Source organism: Maribacter stanieri (assembly GCF_900112245.1).
Classification (GTDB): Bacteria; Bacteroidota; Bacteroidia; order Flavobacteriales; family Flavobacteriaceae; genus Maribacter; species Maribacter stanieri.
On the sequence record NZ_FOYX01000004.1, the window covers coordinates 80,820 to 95,347 of the forward strand.

General features: G+C 35.9%; 13 protein-coding genes and 1 riboswitch. Of the genes, 12 read left to right on the forward strand and 1 reads right to left on the reverse strand.

What is annotated here, in order from left to right:
- Nucleotides 1–10 precede the first annotated feature (10 nt).
- Nucleotides 11–1,183 (forward strand): trans-sulfuration enzyme family protein, encoded by a 1,173-nt coding sequence (locus BM296_RS17315; RefSeq protein WP_091905048.1) that lies wholly within the window; start codon nucleotides 11–13, stop codon nucleotides 1,181–1,183.
- Between the two features lie 69 nt (nucleotides 1,184–1,252).
- On the opposite strand, the gene BM296_RS17320 is transcribed toward BM296_RS17315, so the two are convergent.
- Complete coding sequence (locus BM296_RS17320) at nucleotides 1,253–1,780, reverse strand: lipocalin family protein (RefSeq protein ID WP_091905052.1); 528 nt, start codon at nucleotides 1,778–1,780, stop codon at nucleotides 1,253–1,255.
- A gap of 88 nt (nucleotides 1,781–1,868) precedes the next feature.
- On the opposite strand from BM296_RS17320, the gene BM296_RS17325 reads away from it, so the two are divergent.
- The 11 genes from BM296_RS17325 (at nucleotide 1,869) to metH (ending at nucleotide 14,428) form a co-directional block, all read left to right on the forward strand.
- The gene (locus BM296_RS17325) at nucleotides 1,869–2,279 is read left to right on the forward strand and encodes an RrF2 family transcriptional regulator (RefSeq protein ID WP_027068059.1); all 411 of its coding nucleotides are present in this window, start codon (nucleotides 1,869–1,871) and stop codon (nucleotides 2,277–2,279) included.
- 198 nt (nucleotides 2,280–2,477) lie between these two features.
- On the forward strand, nucleotides 2,478–2,741 hold the full coding sequence (locus BM296_RS17330) for a DUF2061 domain-containing protein (RefSeq protein WP_091905055.1): 264 nt from the start codon (nucleotides 2,478–2,480) through the stop codon (nucleotides 2,739–2,741).
- Nucleotides 2,742–2,755: 14 nt separating this feature from the next.
- A complete protein-coding gene (locus BM296_RS17335; protein ID WP_091905058.1) occupies nucleotides 2,756–3,379 on the forward strand; it encodes a phosphoadenosine phosphosulfate reductase domain-containing protein in 624 nt (207 codons plus the stop codon).
- A gap of 47 nt (nucleotides 3,380–3,426) precedes the next feature.
- Nucleotides 3,427–4,377: a sulfate adenylyltransferase subunit CysD gene (cysD, locus tag BM296_RS17340; protein WP_051638385.1), complete on the forward strand. Its 951-nt coding sequence runs from the start codon at nucleotides 3,427–3,429 to the stop codon at nucleotides 4,375–4,377.
- 105 nt (nucleotides 4,378–4,482) lie between these two features.
- Entirely contained in the window at nucleotides 4,483–5,736 is a 1,254-nt protein-coding gene (locus tag BM296_RS17345; protein WP_091905061.1) for a sulfate adenylyltransferase subunit 1, read from the forward strand.
- A gap of 107 nt (nucleotides 5,737–5,843) precedes the next feature.
- The gene (locus BM296_RS17350) at nucleotides 5,844–7,934 is read left to right on the forward strand and encodes a ferredoxin-like domain-containing protein (RefSeq protein WP_091905064.1); all 2,091 of its coding nucleotides are present in this window, start codon (nucleotides 5,844–5,846) and stop codon (nucleotides 7,932–7,934) included.
- 3 nt (nucleotides 7,935–7,937) lie between these two features.
- The gene (gene cobA, locus BM296_RS17355) at nucleotides 7,938–8,756 is read left to right on the forward strand and encodes a uroporphyrinogen-III C-methyltransferase (RefSeq protein WP_091905067.1); all 819 of its coding nucleotides are present in this window, start codon (nucleotides 7,938–7,940) and stop codon (nucleotides 8,754–8,756) included.
- Between the two features lie 94 nt (nucleotides 8,757–8,850).
- Entirely contained in the window at nucleotides 8,851–9,912 is a 1,062-nt protein-coding gene (locus BM296_RS17360) for an NAD(P)/FAD-dependent oxidoreductase (RefSeq protein WP_091905070.1), read from the forward strand.
- A gap of 158 nt (nucleotides 9,913–10,070) precedes the next feature.
- Nucleotides 10,071–10,183: riboswitch (SAM riboswitch) on the forward strand.
- A gap of 118 nt (nucleotides 10,184–10,301) precedes the next feature.
- Entirely contained in the window at nucleotides 10,302–11,306 is a 1,005-nt protein-coding gene (locus BM296_RS17365; protein ID WP_091905073.1) for a homocysteine S-methyltransferase family protein, read from the forward strand.
- Nucleotides 11,307–11,354: 48 nt separating this feature from the next.
- Nucleotides 11,355–11,702 (forward strand): four helix bundle protein, encoded by a 348-nt coding sequence (locus BM296_RS17370; protein ID WP_073247054.1) that lies wholly within the window; start codon nucleotides 11,355–11,357, stop codon nucleotides 11,700–11,702.
- Nucleotides 11,699–14,428: a methionine synthase gene (gene metH / locus BM296_RS17375; protein ID WP_245787048.1), complete on the forward strand. Its 2,730-nt coding sequence runs from the start codon at nucleotides 11,699–11,701 to the stop codon at nucleotides 14,426–14,428. The genes BM296_RS17370 and metH overlap by 4 nt, the downstream gene beginning before the upstream one ends.
- The last annotated feature ends 100 nt before the right edge of the window (nucleotides 14,429–14,528 follow it).

Genomic DNA, 14,528 nt, shown 5'->3' on the forward strand with positions numbered 1-14,528 from the left:
AAAATAAGAAATGAATAAGAACAATAATAAATTTGAAACCAACGCGATACGTACGCAACTAAAGCGAACTGAAAACTTAGAACATTCCGTTCCGTTGTATTTAACGTCTAGTTTTGTTTTTGAAGATGCGGAAGATATGCGCGCATCGTTTGCAGAAGAGAAAGAACGTAATATTTATTCTAGATACTCTAATCCCAATTCATCTGAGTTTATAGAAAAAGTGTGCCAGATGGAAGGTGCAGAGAGTGGCTTCGCATTTGCATCGGGTATGGCGGCTGTGTTTTCTACATTAGCGGCATTATTAGATAGTGGTGATCATGTGTTATCGGCAAGAAGTATATTTGGATCAACACATTCATTGTTTACCAACTTTTTTCCCAAATGGAATATTGACCACACCTATTTCAAGATAGATGCATTAGAGGAAATTGAGAGTCTGATCACTCCGAAAACAAAAATAATCTATGCAGAGACGCCTACGAATCCTGGGGTGGATGTATTAGATTTAGAAGAGTTGGGTAAGATTGCGAAAAAGAATAATTTAATTCTGGTAATCGATAACTGCTTTGCATCCCCTTATTTACAGCAGCCAATTAAATTTGGTGCAGATTTGGTAATTCATTCTGGTACCAAGTTAATGGATGGTCAAGGTAGAGTGTTAGCGGGTATTACGGTAGGTAGTGCAGAATTAATGGATAAAGTATATCGTTTTTCTCGTATTACAGGTCCGGCGTTATCACCATTTAATGCATGGGTGCTTTCTAAAAGTTTAGAAACTTTGGCAATACGAGTAGATAGGCATTGTGAAAATGCTTTAAAACTGGCGGAGTATTTAGAAGCACATGAAAACATAAATTGGGTGAAGTATCCATTTTTAAAATCGCACCCTATGTATGAGGTAGCCAAAAAGCAAATGAAAGCTGGTGGTTGTGTAGTAGCTTTTGAGGTAAAAGGAGGGTTAGACGCAGGTAGGGAGTTTTTCAATTCCATTAAGCTTTTGTCCCTTTCTGCCAATTTAGGAGATTCAAGAACAATTGTAACGCACCCTGCATCAACGACGCATAGTAAATTAAGTGTTGAAGAACGTGCAGCTGTTGGTATCTCTGACGGAACCGTTAGAATTTCTGTAGGTCTAGAACATATAGATGATATCATCGCAGATATAGCGCAAGCTTTAGGATAAATATCTAACTAGTAGAAATAAAGAATGCCCGGTATGTACCGGGCATTTTTATATATAATAATATTGTAATTATTTACTTAGTGTCATGTTATATGTTGCAGTAACGGTAGATACTCCAAATAAAGATTCTACAGTTTCGTTCAACTCATAACGAAGAGACATTTTAGAATCTGTAAGTTCAATGATAGTAAAACCAATTTCTTCTTCATCAGCCCCAAAGTATAAAATACTTCCGTCTAATCTCCATTTTTCAGATTCAAAGAAGTCTTCACCTTCTTGTTCCTGTGTTTGGTTTTCTCCACCTATAGTGGTGCTTAATACTGTAGTGTAAGAACCTTCACTTACTACGGTTTGTGGATCTTCAGAAAAAGTTACAACAGTTTGAAAATCTTTACCTACGGCTTCAAAAGTGGCAGGAATTACGGTTCCTTCAATTGTTGTTTCGGATCTACCATTGGTAGCTTCTAGTGCTGTTAAATTCCATACACCCACAATTTCTTCTTCACTTGCGTTAGAAACTGCATCTTCATCATTTGAACATGATATGAAAACTAGCGTAAAGGCAGTGATAATCGATAATAAGAATATTTTTTTCATAAATTAATTTAATGATTGCGATTTTATAACGGCAAATTGTGAGTTCAAGTATTTAACACATATTTTAATATTTGGTTATCTTAGCAATATGCTCTCAAAAAAGACAAAATATGGGTTAAAAGCGCTAGCATACTTAGCAGCGCAGCCTGATAAAAAACCAGTTCAGATTTCAGAAATTGCTGAAAATGAGAACATTTCCCAGAAATTCTTGGAGAGTATTTTATTGAGTTTAAGAAAAACTGGCTTTTTAGGTTCTAAGAAAGGCAAGGGTGGGGGTTACTACTTATTAAGAACTCCCGAAGAAATTTCTATGACCGATGTAATGCGAGTGCTAGAAGGACCTATTGCTATGGTACCCTGCGTTAGTCTAAATTTCTACGAAACCTGTGATGACTGTCCAGATGAGCATACCTGTTCTGTTCATAAATTAATGCTTCAAGTACGTGATAGTGCTTTAGATGTGTATAGAAATAATACATTGAAGGACATCATTTCGTAATTATCATTTTTTTTAATTCTAGGTTTCGCAATTACTCAATCTATTGCGAAAAATAAATTTTTCATGCCCATTTGTTAATAATCTACTAAATCTATAGGGTAATGGAAATTTATTTTGATTTTACCCGACTACTTTCAAAATATATACTATTTTTGAAAACTCTATTAAATTAGTAGGGTAATAAAAATTAAGTAAAAGATGATTGCAGATCAACTTATTTTAAATAAAAAAGAGTCTAAAACTACCTATAAAGAAGATAAAACTTCAGAGAAACCTATGCGTAGTATCGCTAAGGCTTTTAGTTGGAGAGTTATTGGTACGTTAGATACTTTAGTTATTTCATACTTACTTACAGGTAAAATATCACTTGCTGCCTCAATTGCGTCTATAGATTTTGTTACGAAAATGGTGTTGTACTTTTTTCACGAAAGAATTTGGAATCTAGTAAAGTGGGGTAAATAATAAAGAAAAGGATAATGGCATTAACAGAAGCACAAGTTCAGAAGTTAAACATACAATTTAAAGGTATTCCGCCAGAAGAAATTATTTCTTGGGCCGTAAAACATGCAGAAACACCTGTAGTAACTACAAACTTTAGACCATATGAAGTAGCTATTTTACATGCGGTATCTGGAGTAAGAAATGATATTCCGGTAGTTTGGTGTGATACAGGGTATAACACTCCAAAGACATATAAGCACGCAGACGAAATAATCAGCAAATTGGATTTGAACGTTAAATTGTTTGTGCCTAAGCAGACTACTGCACATAGAGATGCTGTTATGGGAATTCCTCAGATAGATGACCCAAGACATGCAGAGTTTACAGAGCAAGTAAAGTTGGAGCCCTTTAAAAGAGCAATGGCAGAGTTTAAACCAGATGTATGGTTTACGAACCTAAGAAAAGGGCAGACTGCACATAGAGATAGTTTAGATATTTTAAGTCTAAGTAAAGACGGGGTGTTAAAGGTGAGTCCTTTTTACCACTGGAACGATACACAGCTAGATACCTATTTAAAGAAATATAATCTACCTAATGAGCATAACTATTTTGATCCAACGAAAGTTTTGGAAAATAGAGAATGCGGGTTACATAGTTAATTGAAGGTAGTAGAAAAGAATAAAGATAATTTATCTAAAAAATTATAATGAGTAATACAAGCACGGAATTGGAAGTAACACCATCCCTAGAACTTTTAAAAGATACCTCTAATATAAATGCTCTTGAGAATGAAGCAATTTATATCATTAGAGAAGTGGCAGCTCAGTTCGAGAAGCCTGTTCTTTTGTTCTCTGGAGGAAAAGATTCAATTACATTGGTTCGTTTGGCACAAAAAGCATTTTGGCCATCAAAAATACCTTTCCCATTAATGCATATTGATACGGGACATAACTTTCCTGAGACTATTGAATTTAGAGATAGATTGGTAGAAGAATTAGGTTTAGAGTTAATTGTACGCAATGTGCAAGATTCTATCGATCAAGGTAAAGTAAAAGAAGAGTCTGGTAGATATTCTAGTAGAAACAGCCTGCAGACAACTACGTTGTTAGATGCAATTGAGGAATTTAAATTCGATGCCTGTATTGGTGGTGCTCGTAGAGATGAAGAAAAGGCACGTGCTAAAGAACGTATTTTCTCCGTAAGAGATGATTTTGGTCAATGGGATGAACGAAACCAACGTCCGGAGTTATTTGATATGTTGAACGGGCAAATTGAATTGGGTCAAAACGTAAGAGTTTTTCCAATATCGAACTGGACAGAGCTAGATGTTTGGTCTTATATCAAAGAAGAGCAAATTGAAATTCCATCAATCTACTTTGCACACAAGCGTAAAACATTTTTAAGAGATGGTATGATCTGGTCTGCAGAAGACGGTATTGTATTTAGAGAAGAAGATGAGGTTGTAGAAGAACGTTTAATTCGTTTCCGTACGGTAGGTGATATGTCATGTACTGCCGCAGTACTTTCAGATGCCGAAACTATAGATAAAGTAGTAGAGGAAATTAGAGATTCTTCTATTTCAGAACGAGGCGCACGTATAGATGACAAGCGTTCTGAGGCAGCAATGGAGAAAAGAAAACAACAAGGATATTTTTAGAACTTTCTTTTGAAAATTCCGCCTTTAGCTTTTGGCTATCGGTAACTAGCAATAACAATAATATTAAAAGCCAATAGCGAATAGCGAAAGGCGAACAGCTTTAGAATGGAAGTACTAAAAATAGCAACAGCAGGTAGTGTAGATGACGGTAAAAGTACCTTGATCGGTAGAATACTGTATGATACAAAATCATTGACCAGCGATAAGTTAGAGGCAATTGAAAAGACCAGTAAGCAAAAGGGATATGATTATTTAGATTTCTCTTTGGCAACAGATGGTTTGGTAGCGGAACGTGAGCAAGGAATCACTATAGATGTTGCCCATATTTATTTCTCTACAGCAAAGAAAAGTTACATTATTGCAGATACCCCTGGGCATGTAGAATATACACGTAACATGGTTACTGGTGCATCTACTTCACAGGCGGCGATTATATTGATCGATGCTAGAAAAGGTGTAATTGAACAAACAAACAGACATTTCTTTATAAATAATTTACTGCGCATTAAAGATGTTGTAGTGGCAATTAATAAGATGGATTTGGTTGATTATTCTGAGGAAACGTATAATGCTATTAAAGCCGATTTTCAAGAATTAATGGCAAAACGCGATTACCAAGACCAGAAAATCACCTTCATTCCAGTAAGTGCATTAAAAGGAGATAACGTAGTAAATAAAACGGACAAGACACCTTGGTATACAGGTCCTACTTTGTTAGAACATTTTGAAGCCTTAGATAGAAAAGATATTTTTAATGTAGGAACACCACGTTTTCCGGTGCAATATGTTATTCGCCCTAAGACAGATGAGCATCATGATTTTAGAGGATTTGCAGGTAAGGTATATGGTGGCGAGTTAAGTGTAGGTGATGAGGTAGTAGCACTTCCGTCGCAAACACGTTCTAAGATAAAGGACATTTATTTTCACGATAAAAAATACAAAACAGCTTCTAGACGTTCATCGGTAACAATCACATTAGATGATGAAATTAATTTAAGCCGTGGAGACATGTTAGTGAAAGCTAATGATTTACCAACAGTAGATAAGCAATTTACAGCTACAATTTCTTGGATGGATTCGTTGCCTTTGGCAACAGGGAATAAATATATAGTACAACACGGTGTCAACAAAGTATTGGCAAAAGTGGAACAAGTACATCATAAAATTGCTCCGGATTATTCGGGTATCGATACAGAAGCAGATTCTTTGGGTATGAATGATATAGCCCAGGTTAGCTTTCGTTTAAATAAACCAATCTTCTATGATCAATTTAAGAATCACAGAACTAACGGTTCGTTTATTTTAATAGACACCAAATCTAATAGTACCGTAGGAGCGGGATTCATTAGTTATATATAAAAGGTCAATTTTAATATTGACTGTTTTTAATAAGTCTATAAAATCTATAGGCAAAATATAGTAATAATTTATCTCAGTACGTAGTGCTGAATACTTAATACCGAACGATGCAGAGTTTTAGAACAGAAATAGAGAATCAAGTAGTTGCGAATGATATTTTAGAATTGGAACGCAAGATTCATGAGTTCCATGGCGGCAAATTAGATGAGGAGAAATTTAGAAGCCTACGTTTGGCTCGTGGAGTATACGGTCAGCGTCAAGAAGGGGTTCAGATGATTCGTATAAAATTACCATACGGTAAGGTGACTTCTAAGCAATTGCTTCGTATTTGTGATGTATCAGACGAGTATTCTACAGGTAGGTTACACATTACTACGCGTCAAGATATACAGATTCACTATGTGGATTTGAACAGGACTCCAGAGTTATGGTCAGAATTAGAAAAGGATGATATTACATTAAGAGAAGCATGTGGTAATACGGTACGTAATGTAACGGCTAGTGAAACTGCAGGTATAGATGTAGATGAACCTTTTGATGTTTCGCCTTATGCACATGCATTATTCCAGTATTTCTTAAGAAATCCTGTGAGTCAAGAAATGGGACGTAAGTTCAAGGTTTCTTTCTCTGCAAGTGATGCCGATACCGGATTGTCATACATGCATGATTTAGGTTTTATTGCTAAGCTTGAAAATGGAGAGCCAGGTTTTAAAGTAATGCTTGGTGGCGGATTAGGTTCTCAGCCAAGACATGCGGATGAGTTGTATAGCTTTTTACCAGCGGATCAGATTATTCCGTTGATGGAAACGGTTATTAGAGTTTTTGACCGTTACGGTGAGCGTAAGAGTAGAGCAAAGGCTAGAATGAAGTTTTTACTGAAGGATTTAGGTCTTGACGGATTCAAAGAATTATTGGCAGCAGAGAAAACAGCTGTTCCTTTTAATACTTTTCCAATTAATCCAGAAGAATATCCGAAGATAAAAGTTTCACAATTAGAAGTTCCTAAAGTAGAAATTTCTAATCAGAAAGAATTTGAGCAGTGGAAATCAACGAATGTAGTACCACAGAAACAACCAGGTTATGTTGCTATTGGTATCAAAGTTTTATTAGGTGATTTTTATACTGATAAAGCACGCTTATTGGCGAATTTGGTACAGAAATATGCTGCAGGAGAATTAAGGTTGTCGCTACGTCAGAATATTTTAATTCCTTTTGTAAAAGAAGAAAATATTGAATTTTTCTATACTGAATTAAAAGAATTAGGCTTTACCGATGCTGGCTATAACAAGGCATTAGATATTACTGCTTGCCCAGGTACAGATACGTGTAACTTAGGTATTGCTAGTAGTACAGGTATTGCAGAAGAATTAGAAAGAGTAATTAAAACAGAATATCCAGATTATATTAATAACGAAGATGTTGTTATAAAAATTAGTGGATGTATGAATGCCTGCGGACAACACAATATGGCAAATATTGGTTTTCAAGGAATGTCTGTTCGTACAAAAGATAAATTAGTTGCACCTGCACTTCAGGTTCTGTTGGGAGGAAGTACAGATGGTAACGGTCAAGGACGTTTTGCTGATAAGGTGGTAAAAGTACCAAGTAAAAGAGGTCCGGAAGCATTACGTTTAATACTAAATGATTTTGATGCAAATGGTGGCGATTTATCGTTCCCTGATTATTATGCAGAAAAAGGACAAATGTATTTCTATGATTTTCTTACGCCACTTTCATCAATAGATGATTTAACACCGGAAGACTTTATAGACTGGGGAAATACGGAGCGTTATGAAAAAGCTATTGGAGTAGGTGAGTGTGCCGGAGTTGTAATTGATTTAATTGCGACGCTACTTTTTGAAAGTGAAGAGAAAATACAGAATGCACAAGATATGTTCGATGCCGAAAAATGGTCGGCAAGTATCTACCACGCATATTCTTCAATGGTAAATTCAGCGAAAGCAATGTTAACGTCAGAGAATACGAAAGTAAATACGCATGTAAGTATCATTAAAGATTTCGATGAGAAATTTGTAGCCGATGGAAGAATTGCTGTTGCAGGCGGATTCGAGAAATTGGTTCTTCAATTGAATCAAAATGAGCCATCAAAAGCTTTTGCAGCATCGTATATTAAAGATGCTAAAGCGTTTTTAGAGATTGTTGCGAAATTTAGAGAACAGGAATTAGCAGAAGCATAAATCATGGCAGATAGTAATTTACATAAAAATAGACAGGCAAAATTAACCGTAGTAGGTGCAGGACCTGGTGATATTGAACTTATCACTTTAAAAGCGATTAAGGCGCTGGAAAATGCCGATGTTGTGTTGTACGATGCTTTGGTAAATGAAGATTTGCTAGACTACGCTAAAAATGCAGAATTAATTTTTGTTGGTAAACGCAAAGGATGCTATGCCTATCAGCAAGAGCAGATTAATCAGCTCATTATAAGTAGGGCAAAATCGCACGGACATGTAGTTCGTTTAAAAGGTGGAGATCCGTTTGTATTTGGTCGTGGTTCTGAGGAAATGGAATATGCAGCATCGCATGGTTTAGAAGTTGCCATGGTTCCTGGTATTTCCTCTAGTTTAAGTGTACCGGCATATCAAAATATTCCAGTAACAAAAAGAGGAGCGTCAGAAAGTTTTTGGGTAATTACGGGAACAACAAAAGAACATAAACTATCAACAGATGTTGCCTTAGCAGCTAAAAGTAGTGCTACTGTAGTAATACTTATGGGGATGTCCAAACTACCACAGATAGTAGCATTGTTTAAAGGCGAAGGTAAGTCAGACATGCCTGTTGCAATTATTCAGAATGGAACTCGTGAAAATGAAAAGGTAGGTATAGGCACTATAGATACTATTGTTGATGTAGTGGAAAAAGAAGAGTTATCTAATCCGGCTATTATTATAATAGGGGAAGTTGTAAGGCATAGAGAATCACTGATGAAGGCAAAGCTTGAATATTCAAGTAATAAGAATGTCAGGTTGAGTCCAGTAGAAACCTCATTGAGTAAATAGTAATAAGTAAGTAGTTTAAATATAAAGTAGAATTTAAAGAAGTAGCATAGGGAGTGAAGACTCAATACTAGCTGCTCTATATCAATAAATAGTTATGATTAAAACAGATATGCTCATTATAGGGGCGGGACCAACCGGATTGTTTACGGTGTTTGAAGCAGGATTGTTAAAATTAAAAACACATTTAATAGATGCGTTGCCACAACCAGGTGGACAATGTTCAGAGATATATCCAAAGAAGCCTATTTATGATATTCCGGCATTTCCAGAAATCCTTGCGGGTACTTTGGTAGATAATCTAATGGAACAAATAAAACCTTTTGAGCCAGGATTTACGTTAGGCGAAAGAGCGGAAACTTTAGATAAATTGGAAGATGGTTCTTTTGTAGTAACGACAAATAAAGGAACGCAGCATAATGCGCCAGTAGTAGTTATTGCTGGTGGTTTAGGTTCTTTTGAGCCAAGAAAACCACCTATCGAGAATATTGTAAATTTTGAGGATACCGGTGTTGCTTATATGATTAAAGATCCAGAAGTATATCGCGATAAAAAGGTTGTAATTTCTGGTGGAGGTGATTCTGCTTTAGACTGGGCTATATTTTTAACAGATGTGGCTTCAGAGGTGACTTTGGTACATAGAAGAGATGAATTTAGGGGCGCTTTGGATTCTGTTGAAAAAGCAGCTGAATTGGCTAAGCTTGGTAAAATAAAATTGATTACTAAAGCAGAGGTTAAAGAATTACATGGTAAAGATCAACTTGAGGCTGTAGTTATAAAACATACGGATAAAGAGAAAGAAGATACCTATTTAGAAGTTGATAATTTTATTCCGCTTTTTGGTTTATCACCTAAATTAGGTCCGATAGGCGATTGGGGCTTAGATATTCATAAGAATGCGATTAAGGTAAACAACGCAAAAGATTATCAAACAAACATACCGGGAGTATATGCAATTGGCGATGTAAATACATATGAAGGTAAATTGAAATTGATATTGTCAGGTTTCCATGAAGCTGCAGTAATGTGTCAGTATGCATACCAACAAATCAATCCGGGTAAACGATATGTAATGAAGTATACTACCGTTGGCGGAGTCGAAGGATTTGATGGTTCTAAGAAAGAAGCTAAGAAAGAAGTAGTACAAAGTATAGCCTAAAATACTTAAGTAATATGGCAGAAACCTCTGATTCTTTAATGATTCAGAGGTTTTTTTATGACAATTCCCCAGAATTTCGTTAACTAAATAACCTATTGAAGTTTTGGATAAGAGCATACTGTGCCGTTACTTTGCAATTAGTTCATAAATATATTGAAACGTTATCAAGAAAGGTGGAGGGACTAGACCCATTGAAACCTTGGCAACCCTTTCCAATATGGAAAAGAAGGTGCTACATTCTATCTTTATTCTGCTTACTTCTGCAGAATGTGTTATTTTAAATAGCATTACAAAAGACAGATAACTTAAGAAAAGGCATCTAGCCTAACTTTCCTTACTTGATTTCGAATTAGTTTTTTATTGGATGTAGAATCTTTTTACAACGTAAAATGAAGGATATAAAAGAAATTTTAAAAGAGCGAATTCTCATATTAGATGGTGCCATGGGTACGATGCTACAACGCTATAAATTTACTGAGGAAGATTTTAGGGGAGAACGTTTTAAAGATTATGAGCACCCATTACAGGGTAATAATGATTTATTATCGCTAACCCAACCTGAGGCAATTGCCGAGGTACATCGTAAATACTTTGCTGCAGGGGCAGATATTGTGGAAACCAATACATTTTCGGGTACAACAATTGCCATGGCAGATTATTACATGGAAGATTTGGTTTATGAGCTTAACTATGAATCTGCACGTATTGCAAAAAAAGTAGCTGATGAATTCACGGCGAAAGAACCTAATAAACCACGATTTGTAGCTGGTAGTATAGGACCCACAAATAAGACGGCAAGCATGTCTCCAGATGTAAATGACCCAGGATATAGAGCCGTGTCTTTTGAGGAATTAAGAATAGCCTATAAACAACAAGTTGAAGCTTTGTTAGATGGTGGTTCAGATTTATTATTGGTAGAAACCATATTTGATACCTTAAATGCAAAAGCAGCTTTATTTGCTATAGAAGAAGTAAAAGAGGAAAGAAATATTGATGTGCCAATTATGGTGAGCGGTACAATTACCGATGCTTCGGGTAGAACATTGTCCGGACAAACAGCGGAAGCTTTTTTAATATCCATTTCACATATTCCAATTTTATCGGTAGGGTTTAATTGCGCTCTAGGCGCAAGTCAGCTGGTACCTCATTTAGAAGTATTATCTAAAAAAAGTGAGCATGCAGTTTCTGCACACCCTAATGCAGGTTTACCTAATGCGTTTGGAGAATATGATGAGACTCCGGATCAAATGGCAGCGCAAATAAAAGAATACGCAGAAAAAGGATTAGTAAATATTGTAGGAGGTTGTTGTGGAACAACACCGGAGCATATTACAGCGATAGCTGAAATAGTGGCTAAATACGAACCTAGAAAGTTGACAGTTGTTAGTAAATAAATCGTTTTTCGTTTCTCGTTAATGGTTTATCGTAGTTATAAAAATTAAATGGATTATAAAGATTTAGACATTTGGGTGCAGGCTAGAGTACTTGTTAAAACAGTTTATGTTTTGACAAAGTCCTTTCCAAAAGACGAACAATTTTCTTTAACCTCGCAGGTTAGACGATGTGTTATTTCTGTACCATCAAATATTGCAGAAGGTTGTGGAAGGCAATCCAATAAGGAGACTATTCATTTTTTACATATAGCGAGAGGTTCTTTATATGAGCTGGAAACGCAGTTGATTTTAGCCGGAGATTTAAATTACATTTCAGATATAGATAACGTTTTGAAAGAAATAGAAAGAGTTAAAAAGTTGTTGAACGGATTCATAAACTATCACAAGAAACTATGAATACAAAAAACGAACAACGAGCAACGAGCAACGAGCAACGCTTTTTAAAACTAAGCGGATTAGAACCCTTGATTGTTACCCCTGAGACTAACTTTATCAATGTTGGTGAACGTACCAATGTAGCTGGTTCTAAAAAGTTTTTACGTCTTGTTAAGGAAGAGAAGTTTGAAGAGGCACTGGCGGTTGCAAGAGAGCAAGTGGAGAATGGAGCTCAGGTCATCGACATAAATATGGATGATGGTCTGATTGATGGAAAAGAGGCCATGGTCAAGTTTTTGAATTTGGTCATTGCCGAGCCAGATATTTCTCGTGTTCCTATTATGATAGATAGTTCTAAATGGGAAATCATTGAGGCTGGTTTACAAGTAGTGCAGGGTAAGTGTGTAGTAAACTCTATTAGTTTAAAGGAAGGTGAAGAGCAATTTTTGCATCATGCAAAATTGATTAAAAGATATGGTGCTGCGGTAATTGTGATGGCATTTGATGAGGTTGGGCAAGCAGATAATTATGACCGACGTATTGAAATAGCAAAACGTTCTTATGATGTTTTGGTAAATAAAGTCAATTTTGCACCAGAAGATATCATTTTTGATTTAAATATTTTCCCTGTTGCTACAGGTATGGACGAGCATAAATTGAATGCTCTAGATTTTATCAGAGCAACAAAATGGGTTCGTGAGAACCTACCACATGCAAGTGTTAGTGGAGGTGTCAGTAATGTTTCGTTTTCGTTTAGGGGAAACAATCCTGTGCGTGAGGCAATGCATTCTGTTTTCTTGTACCATGCGATTAAGGCAGGTATGAATATGGGTATCGTTAACCCAAGTATGCTAGAGGTTTACGATGATATTCCTAAAGATTTATTAGAACGTGTAGAAGATGTTATTCTTAATAGAAGAGATGATGCCACTGAGCGTTTACTAGATTTTGCAGAGTCTGTAGTTGGTAAAACAAAAGAAAGTAAGATAGATTTATCTTGGAGAGAAGAGCCATTACAAGATAGAATTACACGAGCCTTGGTAAAAGGTATTGATCAATATATAGTAGAAGATGTAGAAGAAGCTAGGCTGGCAGCCGCAAAACCAATTGAAGTTATTGAAGGGAATCTAATGACCGGTATGAATGTGGTTGGTGATTTATTTGGAAGCGGAAAGATGTTCTTGCCACAAGTAGTAAAATCTGCCCGAGTAATGAAAAAGGCGGTAGCTTATTTATTACCATATATAGAAGAAGAAAAGTTATTGAATCCGCAAGAAGGAGATTCTGATAATGCAGGTAAAATATTGATGGCAACCGTTAAAGGTGATGTGCATGATATTGGTAAGAATATTGTTGGTGTTGTTTTGGCATGTAACAATTATGAGATTGTTGACTTAGGGGTCATGGTACCACCAGAAAAAATAATTGCAGCCGCCATTGAGCACAATGTAGATATTATAGGACTTAGCGGATTGATTACGCCGTCATTAGATGAAATGGTTCATTTGGCGAAGGAAATGGAACGTAAAGACTTCAAGATTCCGTTGTTAATTGGTGGTGCAACCACAAGTAAAGCACATACGGCAGTAAAAATAGATACCCAATACAATGAAGCTGTAGTGCATGTAAATGATGCTTCTAGGGCGGTAACCGTTGTGGGAGATTTGCTTCAAAAAGATACATCAAAAGGCTATAAAAAGAGCATTAAGGATGATTATGATGTTTTTAGGGAAAAGTTCTTAAATCGTTCTTCAAGTAAAACCTATAAGCCTATTTCTGCTGCACGTAGAAATAAATTTAAGATTGATTGGAAAACCTCTGAGATAGTTAAACCAAACAAATTAGGTATTCAGGTTATTGAAGATTTAGATTTAAATATACTAGTACCATTTATTGATTGGACTCCATTTTTTAGAAGTTGGGAATTACATGGTAAATATCCTGCTATACTTACCGATGAGGTAGTTGGAGAACAAGCGACCGAATTATTTGCAGATGCTAAAGCAATGCTGAATAAAATTATTTCTGAAAAGAAATTGAAGGCAAAAGGTATTTTTGGATTGTTCCCGGCAAACTCAATTAATGAAGATGATATCGATGTCACTTTAAGTGAAGTTGAAGGGCGAAATGAAGAGCATTTTACATTTAGAACACTTCGTCAACAATTACAGAAAAGAGAGGGTGTTGCAGATTATGCTTTGGCAGATTTTATAGCACCTAAAGAATTTGGTAGGCAAGATTATATGGGTTGTTTTTGCGTGTCTACAGGGTTTGGTACGGCAGAATTAGCGGCTAAATATGAAAAGGATTTAGATGATTATAATTCTATAATGGTAAAAGCTTTAGCAGATCGTTTGGCAGAGGCTTTTGCAGAATATTTGCATAAAGAAGTGCGTATGAAACATTGGGGTTATGCTGCAAATGAAGATTTGAGCAATGAAGATTTAATTAAAGAATCATACAAAGGTATTCGTCCTGCACCAGGTTATCCTGCTTGTCCTGATCACTTAGAGAAATTGACCATTTGGGATATTTTAAAAGTTAATGAAACTATAGGGGTAGAATTAACGGATAGTTTGGCAATGTGGCCAGCTGCATCTGTAAGTGGGTATTATTTTGGAAATCCAGAAGCACGTTATTTTGGATTAGGAAAAATAAAAGATGATCAAGTTAAAGATTTTGCCGAACGTAAAAATATACCAATAGAGAAGGCAGAAAGATGGCTAGCGCCGAATATAGTTGATTAGTGCGTTAGGGATAGAAGCGGCATCTTTTTCTATTTAAATTGATGTTCACTAAGATGAATGAGTGAATTATAAATAGAAAAAATAGAGCTGAAAGCCCGCC